This is a genomic window from Falsirhodobacter sp. 1013 (assembly GCF_051195255.1).
Classification (GTDB): Bacteria; Pseudomonadota; Alphaproteobacteria; order Rhodobacterales; family Rhodobacteraceae; genus Falsirhodobacter.
The window spans coordinates 1-18978 of sequence record NZ_JBNJLK010000023.1 but is presented as its reverse complement, the minus strand read 5'-3'; the positions used below and the strand labels follow the sequence as shown (position 1 = coordinate 18978).

At 62.0% G+C, this 18978-nt stretch carries 22 protein-coding genes; 11 read left to right on the top strand and 11 right to left on the bottom strand.

All coding sequences use genetic code 11. The features are described from left to right. Nucleotides 1-76 precede the first annotated feature (76 nt). The gene (locus ACSHZY_RS17595; RefSeq protein WP_075800950.1) at nt 77-373 is read right to left on the bottom strand and encodes a putative quinol monooxygenase; all 297 of its coding nucleotides are present in this window, start codon (nt 371-373) and stop codon (nt 77-79) included. 71 nt (nt 374-444) lie between these two features. Beyond that, nucleotides 445-1239, bottom strand: a complete 795-nt coding sequence (locus ACSHZY_RS17590; RefSeq protein ID WP_435171366.1) for a type 1 glutamine amidotransferase domain-containing protein — start codon at nt 1237-1239, stop codon at nt 445-447. Between the two features lie 113 nt (nt 1240-1352). Between ACSHZY_RS17590 and ACSHZY_RS17585 the strand changes: the two genes are divergently transcribed. Further along, nucleotides 1353-2288 carry a LysR substrate-binding domain-containing protein gene (locus tag ACSHZY_RS17585; RefSeq protein WP_435171364.1) on the top strand — a complete coding sequence of 312 codons (936 nt, stop codon included), beginning with the start codon at nt 1353-1355 and terminating at the stop codon, nt 2286-2288. A 69-nt stretch (nt 2289-2357) separates the two neighbouring features. Here ACSHZY_RS17585 and ACSHZY_RS17580 read toward each other — a convergent pair. Next, nucleotides 2358-3114 (bottom strand): IS5 family transposase gene (locus ACSHZY_RS17580; protein ID WP_435171362.1). Its coding sequence is split into 2 segments (ribosomal slippage): nt 2358-2784 and nt 2783-3114, totalling 759 coding nucleotides; the frame shifts between segments, so codons are not numbered across the junction. 197 nt (nt 3115-3311) lie between these two features. Between ACSHZY_RS17580 and ACSHZY_RS17575 the strand changes: the two genes are divergently transcribed. The 10 genes from ACSHZY_RS17575 to ACSHZY_RS17530 all read left to right on the top strand — a co-directional run bounded on the left by ACSHZY_RS17575 (nt 3312) and on the right by ACSHZY_RS17530 (nt 13868). Then, nucleotides 3312-4880: a sugar ABC transporter ATP-binding protein gene (locus ACSHZY_RS17575; protein WP_435171360.1), complete on the top strand. Its 1569-nt coding sequence runs from the start codon at nt 3312-3314 to the stop codon at nt 4878-4880. After that, nucleotides 4877-5869: an ABC transporter permease gene (locus tag ACSHZY_RS17570; protein WP_435171358.1), complete on the top strand. Its 993-nt coding sequence runs from the start codon at nt 4877-4879 to the stop codon at nt 5867-5869. The genes ACSHZY_RS17575 and ACSHZY_RS17570 overlap by 4 nt, the downstream gene beginning before the upstream one ends. Continuing rightward, nucleotides 5866-6906 (top strand): ABC transporter permease, encoded by a 1041-nt coding sequence (locus ACSHZY_RS17565; protein ID WP_435171356.1) that lies wholly within the window; start codon nt 5866-5868, stop codon nt 6904-6906. Before ACSHZY_RS17570 ends, ACSHZY_RS17565 begins: the two co-directional genes overlap by 4 nt. Nucleotides 6907-6947: 41 nt before the next feature. Next, complete coding sequence (locus ACSHZY_RS17560; protein WP_435171354.1) at nt 6948-8159, top strand: sugar ABC transporter substrate-binding protein; 1212 nt, start codon at nt 6948-6950, stop codon at nt 8157-8159. A 119-nt stretch (nt 8160-8278) separates the two neighbouring features. Continuing rightward, complete coding sequence (locus ACSHZY_RS17555) at nt 8279-9319, top strand: LacI family DNA-binding transcriptional regulator (RefSeq protein WP_435171352.1); 1041 nt, start codon at nt 8279-8281, stop codon at nt 9317-9319. Then, nucleotides 9316-9876, top strand: a complete 561-nt coding sequence (locus tag ACSHZY_RS17550) for a hypothetical protein (RefSeq protein WP_435171350.1) — start codon at nt 9316-9318, stop codon at nt 9874-9876. The genes ACSHZY_RS17555 and ACSHZY_RS17550 overlap by 4 nt, the downstream gene beginning before the upstream one ends. Nucleotides 9877-9900: 24 nt before the next feature. Further along, nucleotides 9901-10788 carry an N-acyl homoserine lactonase family protein gene (locus ACSHZY_RS17545; protein ID WP_435171348.1) on the top strand — a complete coding sequence of 296 codons (888 nt, stop codon included), beginning with the start codon at nt 9901-9903 and terminating at the stop codon, nt 10786-10788. A gap of 1 nt (nt 10789) precedes the next feature. Continuing rightward, a complete protein-coding gene (locus ACSHZY_RS17540) occupies nt 10790-11731 on the top strand; it encodes a 3-hydroxyacyl-CoA dehydrogenase (RefSeq protein WP_435171346.1) in 942 nt (313 codons plus the stop codon). Nucleotides 11732-11781: 50 nt separating this feature from the next. After that, nucleotides 11782-13110, top strand: a complete 1329-nt coding sequence (gene hisD / locus ACSHZY_RS17535) for a histidinol dehydrogenase (RefSeq protein WP_435171334.1) — start codon at nt 11782-11784, stop codon at nt 13108-13110. Beyond that, nucleotides 13107-13868: an SDR family NAD(P)-dependent oxidoreductase gene (locus ACSHZY_RS17530; protein WP_435171332.1), complete on the top strand. Its 762-nt coding sequence runs from the start codon at nt 13107-13109 to the stop codon at nt 13866-13868. Before hisD ends, ACSHZY_RS17530 begins: the two co-directional genes overlap by 4 nt. 187 nt (nt 13869-14055) lie before the next feature. Here ACSHZY_RS17530 and tnpC read toward each other — a convergent pair whose 3' ends face one another. The 8 genes from tnpC to ACSHZY_RS17490 all read right to left on the bottom strand — a co-directional run. Continuing rightward, the gene (gene tnpC, locus ACSHZY_RS17525; protein ID WP_435171330.1) at nt 14056-15516 is read right to left on the bottom strand and encodes an IS66 family transposase; all 1461 of its coding nucleotides are present in this window, start codon (nt 15514-15516) and stop codon (nt 14056-14058) included. Nucleotides 15517-15584: 68 nt separating this feature from the next. Further along, nucleotides 15585-15938: an IS66 family insertion sequence element accessory protein TnpB gene (tnpB, locus tag ACSHZY_RS17520; RefSeq protein WP_435171328.1), complete on the bottom strand. Its 354-nt coding sequence runs from the start codon at nt 15936-15938 to the stop codon at nt 15585-15587. Next, nucleotides 15935-16324 (bottom strand): transposase, encoded by a 390-nt coding sequence (locus ACSHZY_RS17515; RefSeq protein ID WP_435171326.1) that lies wholly within the window; start codon nt 16322-16324, stop codon nt 15935-15937. The genes tnpB and ACSHZY_RS17515 overlap by 4 nt, the downstream gene beginning before the upstream one ends. 44 nt (nt 16325-16368) lie before the next feature. Continuing rightward, a complete protein-coding gene (locus ACSHZY_RS17510; RefSeq protein ID WP_435171395.1) occupies nt 16369-16476 on the bottom strand; it encodes a hypothetical protein in 108 nt (35 codons plus the stop codon). Between the two features lie 89 nt (nt 16477-16565). Next, the gene (locus ACSHZY_RS17505; protein ID WP_435171324.1) at nt 16566-17315 is read right to left on the bottom strand and encodes a sulfite exporter TauE/SafE family protein; all 750 of its coding nucleotides are present in this window, start codon (nt 17313-17315) and stop codon (nt 16566-16568) included. A 196-nt stretch (nt 17316-17511) separates the two neighbouring features. Next, nucleotides 17512-17763 carry a hypothetical protein gene (locus ACSHZY_RS17500; RefSeq protein WP_435171322.1) on the bottom strand — a complete coding sequence of 84 codons (252 nt, stop codon included), beginning with the start codon at nt 17761-17763 and terminating at the stop codon, nt 17512-17514. A gap of 202 nt (nt 17764-17965) precedes the next feature. Continuing rightward, entirely contained in the window at nt 17966-18535 is a 570-nt protein-coding gene (locus tag ACSHZY_RS17495; protein ID WP_435171320.1) for a recombinase family protein, read from the bottom strand. A 269-nt stretch (nt 18536-18804) separates the two neighbouring features. Next, nucleotides 18805-18978 (bottom strand): transposase (locus ACSHZY_RS17490; RefSeq protein ID WP_435171393.1); only part of this gene is annotated, 174 nt, incomplete at its 5' end.

Sequence of the window (18978 nt, the reverse complement as noted above, 5' to 3'; positions counted from 1 at the left end):
ACCTCGTCTGTGTAGAACGCCTGTACAAGCCGTGCCGGACCCACCCATTCTTCAGGCTTGCACATTGGCACCATCCTCAGGTCGCCGAGACGGGGTTGAGGACGAACGCAGCGCGCTCGGCCAGATCGCCGATCTGAGAAAGGTAGTTCTGGAAGTGGGGCGTCGCACGGTGGGCGGCGACCGCATCCGCGTCCGCGTACAGCTCGTCGAGCACGAAACGGTTCGGATCGCTCTGGTCCTGCCAGAGATCGTAGCGCAAATTGCCCGGTTCGGCACGGCTCGGCTTTAGCATGGCGTCGAGCAGAGCGCGCAGGCGGTCGACGGTATCCGCACGGGCGGTGAGGACGGCGACGATCTTCACGTTGGCGGTCATGGCACCGTTCCTTGTCTTGGTTATATCCCTGGGAGGGCGCACCCTTAGGACCCCGCCGGTCATCCTGGTCCTCACGCAGCGGCGCGATCGAGGGCTTCGATCAACGCGTCGGCCATGGCCCGGTCCGATGCCGGATTCTGACCCGTGATCAGCTCCCGGTCCACGACGACATTCGAAGCGAAGTTTTTGTCGGTGACAGAGACGTCGCCACCGGCCGACCGCAGCGCCTTTTCCATGTCGAAGTAGAGCTCGCCCTTCAGCACTTGCTCCTCAGCGATCTTCTCCTCGTTCGCCGAAAAGACGGTCATGCGGTAGCCCGCGTAGATCCAGTCTCGCGCCAGCTCGGCCGCCCCGGCGTCATCGCCTTCCTCAAGCGCCTTGCGGAAGGCCGGAGCATCGTCGAGCGCGGCGACAACGACGACCGGTCCGTGGCAGAGGAGCGCGGTCGGCTTGGCTGCCGCGTGGAAGTGACGGAGGATCGTGCCCGCATCGCGGTCCTGCATCAGGTCGACGACGGGCGCGTGACCTCCCGGCACGAACACGCCAACGAAGCCGTCCAGGCCGTCTTCGACGACCGATTTCAACGTACGCACGTCGTTCATCGCCGGGTGGCTGGCAAAAAAGTCCTTGGCGCGCTGGAATGCCGTCTCATCGCCGCCAAAATGATCAACCGAAACGGAGACGGCGTCGATGTGCGGCTTGGCCCCATTGGGCGTGGCGAGAACAATATCATAGCCGGCGTCGAGCAGAGCCAGCGCGGGGACCGCCGTCTCGTTGAGATACTGACCGACCGTCGCGGTACCGCCGCCACGCAGACCGAGTTGTGTCGCGTTCGACCCAAGAACGAGAACCTGACCCTTGCTCATCTGAACCTCCATGTTCGCGGCGTCCTCCGCCGATGGATGGTAGATGGGCCTTGCTGACATATTCTAGAAGTTTATCTTTCTAATTTCAGATATACGTCTGACAGGATGACTGCATGCGCTACGACCTGAACCTGTTGCCGATCTTCGTCGCCTTGATGGAGGAGCGCAGCGTCACGCGGGCCGCCGAGCGCTTGGGGATGACACAGCCCGCCTTGTCCAATGCCCTATCGCGTCTAAGACTGATGCTTCAGGATCAGCTGTTCGTCCGCGAGCGCTATGGCATCCAGCCGACCCCGATCGCGCTCGAACTCTCACCGCTGATCGCCGAGGCATTGGCGCAGCTGGACGACGCGGTCCTCGGTCAGCAGGCCTTCGACCCCGCACAGGCCGAACGGCTCTTCACGATCGCGCCGAACGGTTATGTCGAATTCGTCCTCGTCCCCGCTGTCGTGGCGCGCCTAGAGAAGGTCGCGCCCGGCATAAAGCTCCGTCTGACGCCCTACGGCAACGATCTCGTTGAGACAGGCGTCGTGTCGGGCACGACGGCGCTCGTGCTGGGGCGCATCGTCGACCCGCCCGACAATCTCGTCGTCCAGCACCTGATGGACGAAGGGCTCGCCTGCGCCGTCCGCGCCGACCATCCGGCCATCGGCGATTCCATGACGCGCGAGCAGTTCGAGACGATGAAGCACGTCAACATCGTGCCGCCTGGCCGGATGCGCGCCGGGCTGTTCCAGGCGCTGGCGCAGCACCAGCTAAAGCGCGACGTCGCGATCTCCGTGACCAATTTCTTCGCGGTAGCCGAGATGGTAGCAGTGACCGACTATTGCGCCACCTTGCCCTCGCTCATCTGCAGGCGGCTGATGCACGACCCCCGGCTGAAGATCCTGCCCGCCCCGATCGACCTCGGCAGCTTTCCCGTGGAAATGGCCTGGCACGTCCGCTACCGGCACGATCCCGCACACCGCTGGCTACGTGCACTGATCGGCGAGGTCATCACCGACTTGAAGGGCAAGACAGCAGCGACAGCCATGCCGTCGCCAGCGTGATGGACGTCTGTCGGCCGCGCGACGCCGGTTGACTTCCGTAAGCGCCCTTAGGTTCAGGACTCATTCTGATCACAGCCAGAACATGACGGTTGCGGCGAGGGCGACGGCTGAGAGGAAGACCTTTGGTGATCTGTCGTAGCGCGTGGCAACGCGTCGCCAGTCCTTCCGTCGCCCAAACATGATCTCGATGCGATTGCGGCGGCGGTATCTGCGCTTGTCGTATGCCGCGGGCTTCGCGCGGAACTTCCTGCTCGGGATGCAGGGTCTGATCCCCCTGTCCTGCAAGGCGCTGCGGAACCAATCGGCGTCATAACCCCGGTCAGCCAGAAGCCAGTCGGCCTTGGGCAGACTGCTGAGCAAAGCCGCGGCACCGGTGTAATCGCTGACCTGCCCGGCGGTCATGAACAGGCGGATCGGGCGTCCTTCGGCATCGGAGACAGCGTGCAGTTTGGTGTTCATCCCGCCCTTCGTGCGCCCGATGAGGCGCCCACGCCCCCTTTTTTGACCGCCGGCTGGTCGCCGTGCGGTGCGCCTTCAGATAGGTCGCGTCGATCATCACCGTCTTGGGCGCGCCCGCTTCGGCGGCCAGCCCTTCCATGATCCGGGCGAAGACACCCAGATCGCTCCATCGCTTCCAATGATTGTAGAGCGTCTTCGGCGGGCCATAGTCCCGAGGCGCATCACGCCACCGCAAGCCATTGCGGTTGACGAAAATTATGCCGCTCAGCACACGCCGATCATCGACCCGGGGACGGCCATGTGACTTCGGAAAGTAGGGGCGCAGCCGCGCCATCTGCTCGTCGGTGAGCCAGAAAAGATCGCTCATCAGTGGCCTCCTGGAGAACAACTGAATCAGCGCAGAGGTACGAAACCAATGGGTCCTGATCCTAGAACTCCTCGCTTCCCGGTGTCTGCCTACAGTAGGCTCTTCAACATAACTCTTGACCAGAATCTTGTTAGCTGATGTTCATGGGAACGTTCCCACTGTCGAGGAGGGCATAGGGAACGCAGGGAGGAGAAAAGATGTTCGACCAGCAGTCCGGTGCCGATGGCACCGTTCCGAGGCCTGTTGTGCATGCCTTGGAGGCAACCGGCCTGAAGAAGGTTTACGGTGCCACCGTGGCACTGGAACGGGCCGACATCGCGCTCACGCCGGGCAAGGTCCACGCGCTTCTGGGAGAGAACGGCGCGGGAAAGTCCACCCTCGTGCGGATCCTGACCGGCGCTGTCGTACCTAATGCCGGCCGGATGACCCTCACCGGCCAGCCCTACGCTCCTCAGTCACTGATCGAGGCCAGAGATCGTAAGGTCGCCACTGCCTTTCAGGAACTCAGCTTGGTTCCGAACCTCTCCGTTGCGCAGAACCTTCTCCTGCCGCATCTCCCAAGAGGCCGCGCCGGCATGGTCTCCGCCCGCGAGACGCTGAAGGCCGGCACGGAGATCCTGTCCCGTCACGGGCTTGACCGGATCGACCCTGCGGCGGAAATCAGCAAGCTGCCCCTAGCCGACCGTCAGCGGATCGAGATCACGCGAGCCCTAGATGCCGCCGGTCAGGTCCTGATCCTCGACGAGCCCACTGCCTCTCTGGCCGAAACCACGTGGCTTTTCGCCCGGATCGAGGAGGCTACCGCACGCGGTGTGGCAGTCCTCTACATCTCCCACCGGCTCGCGGAGGTACGAGAGATCTGCTCTGACGCGACCGTACTGCGCAACGGGACCTCGGTCGCTTCGGTCGATCTCTCGCATGCGTCCGATGGTGATATCTTCGAGATGATGGTGGGCCGGGAAGCCCGTCATGAGCGCCGGCCACGCCGCCACCGCCCCGAAACCGGGGCCGTCCGGCTGAAGGTTGAGGGCCTGACTGGTTACGGGCTTGACGACGTGAGCTTTAAGCTCAGCCCCGGTGATATCCTCGGTGTGGCGGCGCTGGAGGGTCAAGGTCAGCACGGGCTGTTTCGGATGCTAGCGGGCCTCGAACATCCCAAGGCCGGCAAGATCGAGGTCGACGGTCTCCCCGTCCGCCTTACTAGCCCGCGCAACGCGCTGCGCACCGGCAGCGGCATCGCCTACCTGCCAGAGGAGCGGAAGACTGAGGGCATCCTCCCCGGCCTCTCCGCAGCCACCAACGTGGTGCTGCCCGTGATGGGACAGGCCTCGCGCGGCGCGCTCATCACCGAGGGGCGCGAAATGGCCATCGCGAAGGCCTCTGCCGACAAGGTTGAGATGAATCCGCGCTACCTGAGCTTTCCCATCGGCGACCTTTCAGGCGGCAATCAGCAGAAGGCGCTGATCGCCCGCACGTTGGCGACAGGGGCGAAGACGCTCCTACTCTTCGATCCCTCACGCGGAGTCGATGTAGGGACCAAACAATCCATCTATGGCGCGATCCGGGCCTTTGCCGAGACTGGGGGCGCAGTACTTTTCTATTCCTCCGAACTGCCCGAAATCGTTCAGCTCGCCGACCGGTGCCTTGCGCTTTACGGCGGAAGCGTCATGCGCTGCTTCGAGGGCGAGGAAATCACCGAGCAGGCGCTCGTGGCCGCCATGTTGGGCCATGTCGAGTTCCGGACTACAGAAGGAAGCCAAGCATGACCGACATGCAGATCGACGTAAGAAGCCCCGGTGATACGCGGCCGGCGCTTCTCACCCGGTTCATCACCGGGGCAGGCCTCATTATTCTAATATATATAAGTCTTTATGCTGTCTATGCGGCTCAGCAGCCAAAGGCGTTGAGCTCCCACTCCATCGTGGCGCTTCTGAATAACACGGTACCGCTGGCACTGGCGGCGGCGGGCCAGGCGATCATCGTCATCAGCCGGGGGTTCGACCTGTCGGTGGCGGGTGTGATCTCCATCACCAATGTCGTCCTCGCGGTCTGGCCGCTTGAAGGACCAGGTGGTGCGGCGATTTCTGTGCTGATCTGCTTGGCCATCGGGATCACAATCGGCGCGGTGAACGGCTATCTCGTCGCCATGCTGCGGCTGCAATCCATAGCCGCCACGCTAGCCACAATGATCATCTGCCAAGGCATAGCGCTGGTGATACTCAAGGCCCCAGGGGGCTGGGTCGCCGAGTGGATCTCCTACGAGATGACGGGTCGGCTGGTAGGCGTCATTCCGGTCTCGGGCCTCGTACTGGGCGTGGTGCTGCTGGTCTGGATCTGGATCCGGCGCTCCGCCTTCGGGATCTCTCTCTACGCCATCGGCGCGGATGAGACATCCGCCCGACTTTCGGGGATCGATACCACTCGCATCCGGTTCTTAGCCCATGTGGTAGCGGGCTGCGCCTATGGATTGGCAGGATTCATGCTGAGCGCCCAGACGGCCACCGGCAACCCGACCTCCGGCACACCGCTTCTGATGCTGACCTTCGCGGCAGTGGCCCTTGGCGGCACCTCATTGTCCGGAGGCCGCGGTGGCGTCTTCGTCACAATGATGGGCGCGGCCACGCTAACGCTCCTGCAGAAGGTGCTCTTCTCCAGTGGCGTGTCGTCCTTCTACACCGGCATGTTTCAGGGCGTAGTCCTAATCTTGGCGGTCGTTTTCAGCTCCTTCCTCGTACGCTTGGGAGACAGAAAATGAGCGCGAAAATCAAAATAGACGTTCCCGAACCCGCGATTCAGAACACCACCCTCTCCCAGACAGGAGACACGCGCGGCAGCGCAAAGATCAGCCGCGAGACGATCAGCACCGTCAGCGTCGCGATCCTCTGCCTGCTGCTGCTGCTGAGCGCAAGGTTCATCAATCCCGCCCTCGGCTCTTGGTCTCAGGTGGAGACGGTCTTGGTGCTGGGCTTCTTTCTGGTCGTGCTGTCGTTCGGGCAAGGCTTGGTGATCCTGACCGGCGGGCTCGATCTGTCGCTTCCGGCGACAGTGACCCTTGGCGGAATCCTAGCGACAAGCTGGGTCGGGGCCGGAAACCCTAACGAGTGGTACCTGCTGCCTGCCGTTCTCGGCGTCTGCGCTCTTGTAGGCGTTGCCAGTGCCGTGGGAGTTATCTGGCTGCGGGTGCCGCCCTTCATCATGACGATGGCCATGTCGATCATCGTGGCTTCCGGGCTACTGGGCTATACTAGCGGTACCCCGCGCGGCGGCGCACCGGATGCTGCCGTGACCATGATGAAGAGCCAGGTTCTGGGCCTGCCCACCCCTATCATCGCCCTTATCGTCATCGTCTTCGCGGGCGGGCTGTTCCAGAGCCGCTCAGTCTATGGCCGATACCTTTATGCTGTCGGCACCAATGTCGATGCCGCGCGAAATGCAGGCGTACCGGTCACGCTGATCCGCCTTCTACCTTACGTCCTTAGCGCCATCTGCGCAGGCTTCGTGGGCATTGCACTAGTGGGTTATTCTAACGGCGCCACCCTCCGGATGGGTGACGATTACCTGCTGCCCTCGATCGCGGCGGTTGTCATCGGAGGATCGTCCATTCTGGGTGGTCGCGGAAATTTTCTGGGCACCGTGGGGGGCGCGCTGCTGCTGACCATCCTGAGTACGATCATCGCCGCCCTCGGGCTGGAGTTTGGTCTGCGCACTATCATCGAGGGCTCAATTATTCTGATCGCTCTCCTGCTGCTACGCGAAGAGCTGTTCCAGAAACTGCGCTCTCTCGGCCGCTAAGGCGTGGTGGCCTTCCCAAAGAGTTTTGAAAAGGAAAATAGATGAAAACTGCAAGGTACAAATCAGCTGCCGCCGTTCTGGCTTTCGCTGCGGCTTCGGTCGGGCTCGCGCCCGATGCGCAGGCCCAAGACAAATTCAAGATCTATCTGAGCCTGTCGTATTCCGGTAACGCTTGGCAGTCTGAGGCGGCTAACATCGTCAAGGCCCTAGCCCAGACCCCACCCTACAACGACATGGTAGAACTAAGAGAAGTAATTTCGGGTACCGATCCGCAGGCACAAATTTCAGCCTATGAGAGCATGATCGACGAAGGCGCAGATGCGATCATCAGCTTCCCCATTTCCTCGACCGCGCTGAACCGCACGATTAAGCGGGGCTGCGACGAAGGCGTCCTCTTCTTCATGTATGACGCCACTGTGACCGAGATCTGCGCCTACAACGTCAGCTACATCTCCGCCGGCTTTGGCGAGAACTCGGCTCAGGCGCTGGTGAACGAGTTGGGCGGCAAGGGTAAGATCTTCCTGTCGCGTGGCGTACCGGGCAACTCCGTCGACCAGCGCCATACCGATGGCGCGATGCATATCTTCGACCGGTATCCTGAGATTGAGGTCGTGGCGGAATATTATTCCTATTGGGATGACCGCACTACGCAGCAGGAGACCGCCAAGGCCTTGGCCGCCCATCCGGACGTAGACGGGATCTGGGCGCAGGCCGGCGAATTTGGTGCGATCCAAGCTATGCTCGATGCAGGCGACCGCTTGGTGCCGATGGCCGGCGAAAACTCTGCGGGCTTCCGCCTCGCGCTCGCCAATCCCGAAATGCAGAAGATGGGTCTTTCTGGTGTCTCCGCTGGCTCTCCTCCAGCGCAATCGGGCTATGCCTTTAAGCTTGCGATGGAGATCCTGACTGGCAAGCGCGAGCTCGCCCCGATGAACATCGAATATCCGCTGCCTTGGGTCACTGCCGACATGGTCAAGGTTTGCGAAGGCGACAGCTACGAGGACGAGTGCAACGTTTTCCCGCCGGAGAAAGTACCTTCTTCCTTCGTCTCCGAGGTGCTTAATCCAGTACTCCTGCCTGAGGTGAACGTCCAATCCGCTCTTGACGGCACTCCGGTATCGGGCGCCACGATCCAGCCCCTGCCCGCGGAGGTGGTCGAGGCCGGGAACGTGCCGGGCATCAACTGCACCCGCTGTGATGAGCCGGACGATCTCTACAAGCTGACCAAGATCGAACCGACGGTACAGCCCTGATGCCGTCTTCCGGCGCCCGCCCATTCCCGCGGGCGCCGAAACGTTCGCCTAGCAACCGAAATACCCAGCTAGACTCTGCCCCGCATTTGGGAAAGTCGTATGAAGGTACTCAAGAATAAATGGACCACGGGATGCCAAGAATAAAGTGCAGCAGGATCACGGTAAAGGATCTTGCTCGGGATCTGGGCATGTCCGTCTCCACCGTCTCCCGCGCCTTCTATTCCGAGGCGGTGATCGCCGATGCCACCCGCAAGGCGGTGCTCCAGCGCGCGAACGAGCTTGGCTACCGCCCGAACCCCTTCGCCCAGAGCCTGATTACGAAGAAGACCCAGATCGTGGGCATGGTCGTCTCGGACCTGACGAACCCCTTCTACCCGGAGGTGATGAGCCGACTCACAAGCCTCCTTCAAAAGCAAGGGATGAACGTCATGCTGGCCTCCGCCGAACAGGCGGACGGCACCGATGAGGCCGTGGACCTGCTGCTGACCTACCAGCCCGACCTGATGATCGTGCTCGCCACTAACCTAAGATCCCACGCCCGCGAGAGATGCGAGGCCGCTGGTGCTCCGGTTATCTTCTTCAATCGCCTTTCCGAGGACGGGCTGGGCTTCGGCATCTCCAGCGACAATATCGAAGGCGGACGGCGCGCCGCCGGTCACTTGGCCGATCTGGGCCATCGCGAGCTGCTGTATGTCTCCGCCTTCCCCGATGCCTCTACCAACATAGAGCGCCGGAAAGGCTTCAATGACGAGGCGGTTGTTCGGGGGCTGCCCGAGCCGCAGGTGATCGAGGCCGGGCGCTTCACCTACGAGGCCGGCTATGAGGCCGGGCTTAAGGTCAAAGCCCTACCCCGCCGTCCGGACGGAGTCCTCTGCGCCAATGACATCGTCGCCATCGGCTTCATCGAAGGTGTGCAGGAGGGTATCGGGCTGACGGTGCCTCAGGACATCTCTGTCATCGGCTACGACGACATCGCTATGGCCAACTGGCCCTCGCATTGCCTTACCACCGTGGCGCAGCCGCTAGAAGAGATGATGACTGCCACCGTCGCGCTGGCTGCGGAGCTTGCCACCACAAAGAATGTCCCACCACGCATCCTGCATATCGCGCCCGGTCCTCTGATCGAACGCCGAACCGTCATGGACCGGAGGAGCACATGACCGACCATTCCCACCTTTTCACCAAACTTGCCCAAACCCACAAGGTTGACTGCGCCTTTTCCCTAGATGGTCCCCTACCCCAAGCCGCGCCCTGTCCCGACGAACTCGCCCTCACGCTCGGCTCCGATGCGATCGGACGCTATGCCGCCGCCTGCCGGCCCGTCTACGAGGACCTGCGCAGGATAGTCGGCCAGATCTCTGGCTTGCTGATCCTTGCCCGCCTCACTACGCAGCGCCAGGTCCTTGACCTGCCGGAATTCGGTGCCTGCCAGTCCCGCATGAAGCAGGCGCAGGACCGTCTGAACGCATTGCCTCTCACTACGGGGACCAACGTGCACCGAAAGCAATTGGAAGCGGCGCTCGCTTTTTCTCGGCTCGCGGTGGGAACGTTCCCAGTGGCGCGGGATACAGAAGCCTTCGAGGCGGCGCTCGATCTGGCAGGGCTTCAGGTGAAACGGGCTTATGCACATCTGCGGGCCGCCACGGCGGCGAAGGCAGGGCTTGAGATGGTGGATCTCTCGCATGCCTGCTGCTGCGGGCATGAGGCGAAGGGCTGAACGAAACATCGAAGGAGGAGTGAAATGGCCGATTATTCAATTTGGGTGCTCGAATACAGCTATGTACCGAACTACCACAAAAGCGGCGTGCTCTACGGCGCCCACAACCAAGGCTACGTGAAGTTACCCTACTGCTACGTGGTTATAAAGGGCCGGGACCATGTCGCCATGGTTGACGTGGGCTACAGCGACAAGGATCACGGCAAGACGCTGGGCGACCGTTTCGGCGTGGAGAACTGGCGTGATCCAAAGACAGTGTTGGCCGAGATAGGTCTGACGCCTGAGGATGTGGACACGGTTTTTGTCTCCCATGCCCACTTCGACCACTTCGGCAATGTCGAGGACTTCCCGAACGCCAAGTTCTATATTCAGGAGCGAGAGATCTCAAAATGGGTCTGGGCTATGTCCCTGCCTGACCGGATGCGGTGGATGATGGTCGCGGTAGATCCGGGCGACATTGTGCGTGGTGTCGACCTGGCCCGCGACCGGCGTCTCGTCACTGTCGATGGCGCAATGGAAGACGTGCTGCCAGGCATTGATCTGCATGCCGCACCGGATAGCCACACTTGGGGCTCCATGTGGGTCACCATCCGCAATGACGGCAAAGTGCAGTCGGAAGACACCTGGGTGCTGGCAGGCGATCTGATCTACCAGTTCGACAACCTCAGCAACGACGGCGCGGTGGTGGATGCAAAGACCATGTACACGCCCGTCGGCCTTGCCGTCGGCAGCCAAGCCAATCTCGTGCTCGCCACAGAAGAGATGATGAGCCAAGTAGGCTACGAGTCCCGTCGTGTCATACCGGTCCATGAGGAGCGCCTGGCAGATACCTTCCCCTGCCGCATTTCGAGGGAGGGCCTGCGGATCAGCGAGATCTGCCTCGCCGACGGCGAAAGCTCGAGGGTCGGATAAAATGCCGGGACGCGCTCCTATTGCCATTGTCGGTGCGGGCCTCGTCGGCTCCGGCTGGGCGCTTGTCTTCGCGCGGGCGGGTTATGCAGTCCGCGCCTATGATCCATCGCCAGATGTACGCATGCGCATCCTGCCTTGGGCACAGGTGAGCCTCGCTGAACTGGAACAGGCCGGACTTATCGAGACGCCGGACGCGATTCTGTCGCGGATCACTGTGCATGATACCTTAGCCGAAGCCCTCATAGGGGTTTCTTATGTACAGGAGTCCGTCTTCGAAACGATTGAGGCAAAATCCGCCGTCAGCCGTGAACTCGACGCGCTCATCGGGCCGGAGGTGATCGTCGGATCCTCCTCCTCGGGCATCCCGGCTTCACGTTTCACGGAAAACTGCGCGCATCGGGAACGCTTTCTGATCGTCCATCCGGTCAACCCGCCGCACCTTGTCCCTGTGGTCGAACTTGTGCCCGCCCCTTGGACCGATCCCGCCGCCGTGGAAAGTGTCAGCGCCCGTATGTTGGAGGTCGGCCAAGTCCCCGTCCGCCTGACGAGGGAGATCGACGGGTTCGTGCTGAACCGCCTGCAGGGCGTCCTGCTGAACGAGGCTTGGGCGCTCTACGAGGAGGGTATCGCCAGCCTAGCCGATATTGACGCGACTATCGCCCATGGGCTGGGCCTACGCTGGTCCTTCATGGGCCCGTTCGAGACGATCGACCTCAACGCCCCCGGCGGGATTGAGGATTACGCGGCCCGGCTGCGCGGTCTCTATGCGGGGATGGTGCGCATGCCGCCCCCAGGCCCTTGGCCCGATGCAGTGATTGCTCGGGCCGCAGATGAGCGCCGCGCTGAGCTTCCCGTCGAGAATCTCGCCAATCGCCGCGCCTGGCGGGATGCGCGCCTCGCTAGGCTTGCCGCCTTCAAGAAATTCCAAGGGCTCGGCGGCTGAGCCTTCTGACCGAAACACTCCATCCTCCCCATACTTTAAAAGGACACAGCATGTCAGTGACATATCTCAAACGCAGCAAGCCCGAGGCCGACCGGGCAGAAGATGACGCTAAAACCCGCAATACCGTCGAAGGCATCCTGAAGGACATCGAGGCACGCGGCGACGTAGCTGTGCGCGAACTGGCAGAGAAATTTGACCGCTATGCACCGGCTTCCTTCCGCCTGAGCCAGACCGAGATCGATGAGCTGATCTGCCAGCTGTCCGAACGCGAAATTTCGGATATCAAATTTGCCCAAGAACAGGTACGCAAGTTCGCACAGGCACAGCGCTCTACCATGCTCGACCTCGAGGTCGAGACATTGCCGGGTGTCATCCTCGGCCACAAGAATATTCCGGTGCAGTCGGTCGGCTGCTATGTGCCGGGCGGCAAGTACCCAATGGTCGCCTCGGCCCATATGTCGGTCGCTACGGCATCGGTCGCCGGTGTGCCGCGTATCATCGCCTGCACACCGCCCTTTAACGGCAAGCCCAACCCGGCTGTGATCGCGGCCATGTATTTCGGCGGCGCGCATGAGATATACGTTCTGGGCGGCATCCAAGCCATTGGCGCCATGGCCATCGGCACCGACACGATCGAGCCCGTTCACATGCTCGTCGGCCCCGGCAATGCCTTCGTCGCCGAGGCTAAACGCCAACTCTTCGGCCGCGTGGGCATCGACCTATTCGCCGGCCCGACTGAAACTATGGTGATCGCTGATGACACTGTCGATGCGGAGCTTTGCGCAACCGACCTTCTGGGCCAGGCCGAACATGGCTACAACTCTCCCGCCGTGCTGGTGACAAATTCCCGCAAGCTGGCGGAGGAGACGCTCAAGGAAATCGACCGGATACTCGAGATCCTGCCGACTGCTGGGACTGCGAAAGTCAGCTGGAAGGATTACGGAGAGATTATCGTCTGCGACAGCTACGATGAGATGCTAGACGTGGCGAATAATATCGCCTCCGAACACGTGCAGGTAATGACCGACCGCGACGACTGGTTCCTCGAGAAGATGCATTCCTACGGCGCGCTCTTCCTAGGTCCCCGCACCAACGTAGCTAATGGCGACAAGGTGATCGGCACCAACCACACGCTGCCTACCAAGAAGGCCGGGCGCTATACCGGCGGGCTGTGGGTCGGCAAGTTCATGAAGACCCACAGCTACCAGAAGGTGATGACGGACGAGGCGGCGACGCTCGTGGGTGAATACGGCTCCCGCCTCTGCATTCTGGAGGGCTTCGTGGGGCACGCGGAACAGTGCAACATCCGCGTCCGCCGCTACGGCGGGTTGAACGTGCCCTATGGCGAGGCCGCACCTTATCGCGAGGCAGCCGAATGACGGCTGTGGTGCCGGATTTCCGTCTGGACGGAAAACGTGCCCTGATCACCGGCGCGGGGCGAGGCATCGGCCTCGCCATCGCGAAAACCTATGCGGCGGCAGGCGCGGAGGTCACCCTCTGCGCTCGCACCGGGGCAGAGATCGGAGCGACGGCGGAAGCGCTGCGCGCCGAGGGTCTGCGAGCCGAAGTGCTCGCGCTCGACGTGACGGACATCGCCGCCTTCGCCGCCGCTGTCCGCGGCCGCCCGGCCTTCCACGTCTTCGTCAACAACGCGGGCACCAACCGTCCCAAGCCGCTTTCCGAAGTCACGGAGGAGGATCATGACGCAGTCATGGAGCTCAACGTCAAGGCCGCGATCTTCTGCGCCCAAGCGGTGAGCGGCCGGATGGTCGCTGAGGGCGTGGCGGGCTCAGTCATTAATATGTCCTCCCAAATGGGCCATGTGGGCGCGGCCAACCGGACCCTCTACTGCGCCTCGAAATGGGCGCTCGAAGGTTTTACCAAGGCGCTGGCGGTGGAACTCGGCCCCAGTGGCATCCGGGTCAACACGATCTGCCCGACCTTCATCGAGACGCCCATGACCAAACCTTTCTTTGAGAATGCGGCCTTCAAAGCGGCCGTCCTGTCTAAAATCAAGCTGGGCCGGCTGGGACAGGTCGATGACATCACCGGCGCGGCGCTCTTTCTCGCCTCCGAAGCTTCTGCCCTGATGACCGGTAGCGCGGTTATGCTGGATGGTGGTTGGACCGCCGACTGAGACACCAGTATCTGGATTCTCTGGGCACCGGCAGTGATGGCTCCGACGTAAACGCTGTTGTGGGCAAGAAACGAACTGGCGGTGCTTGTGTATTGACCCAGCGGAATCTGCTCAGGTTAAGCTGGTGACTTGAATGCCTCGGCGGGCGTGCGCATGGCAAGTGCCTGATGCGTAAGCGGTGTTCCGATCACACGGTGGCGGCGTAGTTCCACGGGAGCAGGTCTTGGATCTGGCTTTGTTTGTGGCCGTTGACGATGGCGGTGAGCGTGGTTGTCAGCCAGGTGTGCGGATTGACGCCGTTCTTGCGGTTCAGGGCGATGGGGCGGATCGTGCGCTCGACGGTGTTGCTGTCCAGCTCGACACGGCCATCGGTCAGGAAGCGGCCGAGGCCGTTGCGGTATTTGGCGATGTAGGCCAGCGCCTCGCCCAAGGGCGACTTGGCGGAGGAACGGGCGCGGTGATGGGTTAGCCAGTTGTCGATACGCGCCAGGATCGGGGCGGAGCGTTCCTGCCGAGCGGTGAGGCGCGTGGCTGGGTCATTGCTGCGGATGTCGGCCTCGATGGCGTAAAGATCGCGGATGAGGGTCACGCCTTCCTCGGCAATTGGGGCGGAGCCGGTGCGGGTGATCTCGATCAGCTTACGGCGCGCGTGGGCCCAGCAATACGCCAACTGGATGCCCGGACCGATCCGGTCTGGCGCGATCAGCCGGTTGTATCCCGCATAGCCATCGACCTGAAGGATGCCGCCGAAGCCCTGTAGTATCCGCTCGGCATGCTGCCCACCCCGACCAGGCGCATAGGTAAAGGCCACGCCCGGTGGTGCCGTGCCGCTCCAAGGTCGGTCATCGCGGGCGAGCGCCCAGAAGTATCCGGTCTTGGTTTTGCGAGCCCCCGGATCGAGAACCGGGGCGCGGGTCTCATCCATGAACAGCTTCGTGGGCCGCTTCAGATCCGCCAGCAGCGCATCGTGGACAGGTCGGAGCTCGAAGGCGGCACGGCCGACCCAGTCGGCAAGGGTGGAGCGGTCAAGGTCAACGCCTTGGCGGCTGTAGCTCTGAGCTTGACGATACAGCGGCAGATGATCGGCATATTTGCTGACCAGCACATGCGCGACCGTCGCCTCGGTCGGCATGCCGCCGGGGATCAGCCGCGCCGGTGCCAACGCCTGCGTCACGCCATCGGTGCAGGACCGGCACGCGTATTTTGGGCGACGGGTGACGATCACGCGGAACTGGGCGGGGACAACGTCCAGTCGTTCTGACACATCTTCGCCGATGCAATGCAGACATCCGCCGCAGGCGCAGGTCAGGCTGTCGGGTTCGATCACCTCTTCAATACGCGGCAAGTGCGGGGGCAGCGATCCGCGATTGGTGGCACGCGGCTTGGCCGGGCGCTTGGCAGCGCGATCTTCGGCATCCTCTTCGGCGTGGATTGCGGTGATGGCCGTTTCCAGATCCTCGAGTGCCAGTTCGAACTGATCCGGATCGCTCTTCTCGGAGCGCCGCCCGAAGACTGCGTGTCTGAAGGCGGCCACCAGCTTTTCCAGCCGTTCGATGCGCTCGTCCTTGCGCAGGTTGCGCGCCTCCGAAGCGATCAACATCGCCTTCAGCGTGGCAATTTCCTCAAAGAGATCAGTGGCCTCTGGCATGGCCACAGTCTATCACCAGCTTCGGCCAACACCCGCAAAAAGTGCTGCAGAGCCCAATAAAAGCAGGACTATTCCACCGCCTCCGGCGCCTTCACTGCGATGGCACGAACCCGCCGCCAGTCCAGCCCGGCGAACAGGGCCTCGAATTGCGCGTGGTTCACCAGCATCAACCCGTCCTGCACGGCGGGCCAGGCAAACGTATGCTCTTCCAGCCGCTTGTAGGCCATCACCAGCCCGGTGCCGTCCCAGTAGAGCAGCTTCAGCCGGTCCGCCTTCTTGGCGCGGAACACGAAGACCGTGCCGGTGAACGGATCCTTGCGCAGCTCGTTCTTCACCATCGCCGCCAGGCTGTCATGACCTTTGCGGAAGTCGATGGCCTTGGTCGCCACCATGATCCGCACCCGGTTCGACGGGAAGATCACGCGCCCGCCGCCAAGGCATGCACCACAGAAACGATCCGTTCCGCCGAAGCCCTGACTTCCAAACGGATCACGACAGCGCCGAAGACAATCTCCGGGCCGGTCGCGGCCGGACTGGTCGGGCGCGAAGTATCACTCGGCGGGCCGAGCATCAGAGCGGCAAACTCGACCGGATCTTCAGGGGCCGGCAGGACCAATCGGCCTTTGCGAGCCAGCGTTCGCCATGATGAGACACGGTTTGCCGGCAGACCATGCCGCAGCGCAACGTCATTGACACTCGCACCCGGCACCAGCGTTTCCGCCACAATCCGCGCCTTCACCTCGTCAGGCCAACTTCGGTTCTGGCGACCGGACCCGCCAACCGAGAGAACCTCCAATGCAGTCTCCATGGAGAAGCTCCATCATCCAACCTCAATGGAGCCCAATGATCCCATCAAGAACCGCGCCGGAAGGTGGGGTCGGGACAGCGCTTACCCTGATGCGGGCGGCGGGTGTTGTAGAACTGAATCCAGTCACCGATGGCGCGGGCAACGTGCTGGATGCTTGCACTGGGTCAATACATGCCACACCATTCCTGCGGCAAGAGGGCCGGGGGGTGGTGAACGGGAAGAAGCTCTACCGGATCTACATCTAGAGCCCGGCCACGCCGTCCCAGACCAATTTTATCCCCACAAGCGCGACCGATGCGTAGGTGAAGGGATAGAAGACCCGGGGGTGCATGCGACGCACCGTCCAGCTGCCAAGCCATGTTGCGCCCACCGCTAGCGGCAGCATGACCGTCGAACGGGCCAAATTTTCGGAACTGAATTCTCCCAATGCCGCGTAGGGGACGAGCTTCAGAGCGTTGGTGATGGCGAAGAACATCACGGTTGTGCCGGTAAAAATCTTTGGATCCAAGCGCAGCGGCATCATGTAGATCTGGAGGGGCGGCCCTCCGGCATGGGCCACGAAACTCGTATATCCCGCCAGTCCGCCCCAGAACCGCGCTGCAGCGGTCGGTGCGCCGCCTCCCGCTGCACCGAAGATCGCGCGTGCCACAAAGGCTAGAGAGACCAGTCCTACGATTAGTCGCACCATCGAGTCCGACACCAGCTCAGCCGTCGCCCACCCGATCCCGATGCCGATGACGGAGAAGGGCAGGATCCGGCGCAGGATCTGCCAATCAGCCCAGCGGCGCCAAGTGGCAACGCTGATGATATCCATGATCACCAGCACCGGGAGCAGGATCGCTGCCGCAGTGACCGGCGGCATGACAAGTGCCATCAGCGGCACGCCCAACAAGCTCATACCGCCAAGTCCGCCTTTCGAGAGGCCGACCACGAATACCGCTAGCAGAGTGACGGCAAATTCGGTCGAAGAAGAGTAGATGTTCCAGTGCATCATCAAGCTCGTGGGCGGCACAGCTGAGATTTAACGCGCGGCCCCTTTTCTTTCCAACATCTGCTGACTTCCCCTAATAGCAACAACGAGGGTGCCAGTCGTGGGGGCGGCACACTCCTGATGCCTTGCATCGCATGTCAGGCACCGCGGGGGCAGAACGGCGTGGTCTTCGGAGCGGGATTGCCTCTTGCATGCATCAGCGGTTGATTGGGAACATGTCCTCACCATAGTGGTGAAGCATGACATGATGGCGCCGACACAGCCACCTGACATTCAAGGGCTCGTCATATCGGTCGTGATGGGCGTCCACCATTTCGACACCACAAACTTCACAGGATTGCTTATTTAGCTTTCCCGAGTTGATCGCCTGCTGAACGGCGAGGTGCGCACTGTACTTAAGTGGGTTGGCACGGCGCCAGTTCGCCTGACGGGTTTCGCTTTTCAGCATGGGCTACCCCTCCTCTGGCTATACATCGGACTGCTCCCAACGGTCGCACAGATTTCCAGCCACACCAAGCGGAGGACTGAGCCTGTTGCTCGGATTCGAGACTGTTCCCATGGATTACTGCAGCAATGGACTGCCCATGACCAACTTGGCTCCGCTCCTTCGCGCATAGGTGCAACGGCTGGCTGGAGAACGTTATTGAGCCTCATCCCCGACAGCGGGCGATGGTCATGCGGCTGCACCCATAGCGGCGAGCCAAATCCGAAACCGTCACACCTGCCTTCAACTCGGCGCGAATGCTCTGCTTCTGTGCCTCTGAGAGAGTAGAAGGCCGCCCGATGATCTTTCCCTGCGACTTGGCGCGGGCCATACCTGCATGGGTCCGCTCAATCAGCAATTCTCTCTCGAACTGGGCAACTGCGTTCAGGATCGTCATGGTGAACTGTCCAGCCGGACTCGTCAGGTCGCTGCCGCTCAAAGCGAGGCAGTGAACGCGCACCTGCATCTTGCCCAGCAGGTTCACGGTCTGCGCCACGTCCATGGCATCACGCCCCAAGCGGTCCATCTTCGTGACGACCAGCACATCCCCCTGCTCCAGTCGATCGATCAGGCGGGCGAACATTGGGCGCTGCTGCGCCGGCACGCTCCCCGAGATGATTTCGGAAATGATCCGGTGCTTCGGAATGGCGAAGCCGGCCGCCTCCAGCTCCTGCACCTGATTCTCTATGGTCTGCTGGATGGTGGAGACGCGGACATAGGCGAAAGTGCGGGACATGGATCGAAAACTGTTCAGAAGGGTCGTTCACATCTTAGATGGTCATAACCCCCGCGCAAGACCCGTTTTGAGCACCCTCCCCGGCCCTGTTCTTAACCGAACCAGACCGTGTGAGAACGTGGCGGGGCGCGGTGGCGTGCAAGGGTTCCGGCTGGATCGGGTGGTTTTCTTTTTGGAGTCCCAATCCCAGACTGGATCGTTGGTCTTGGGGTCCTGTGGGGGGCTCTGAAGCCCAATATTGGCTGATACTGCGCGGAATTAGCGAGCTTTTACGCTCTGACAGCCGCAATCAGCGCCGGAATGCCGACAAGGCTGATCGCTCGACGCAGATTGTAGGCGATGGCCGTCAGGCTGAACTCGGCGCGCACGTTTTCCAGCCTGCGCATCAGGAACGCGCCTTGGCCCATCCATTGCTTCACGGAGCCGAACGGGTGCTCGACGCT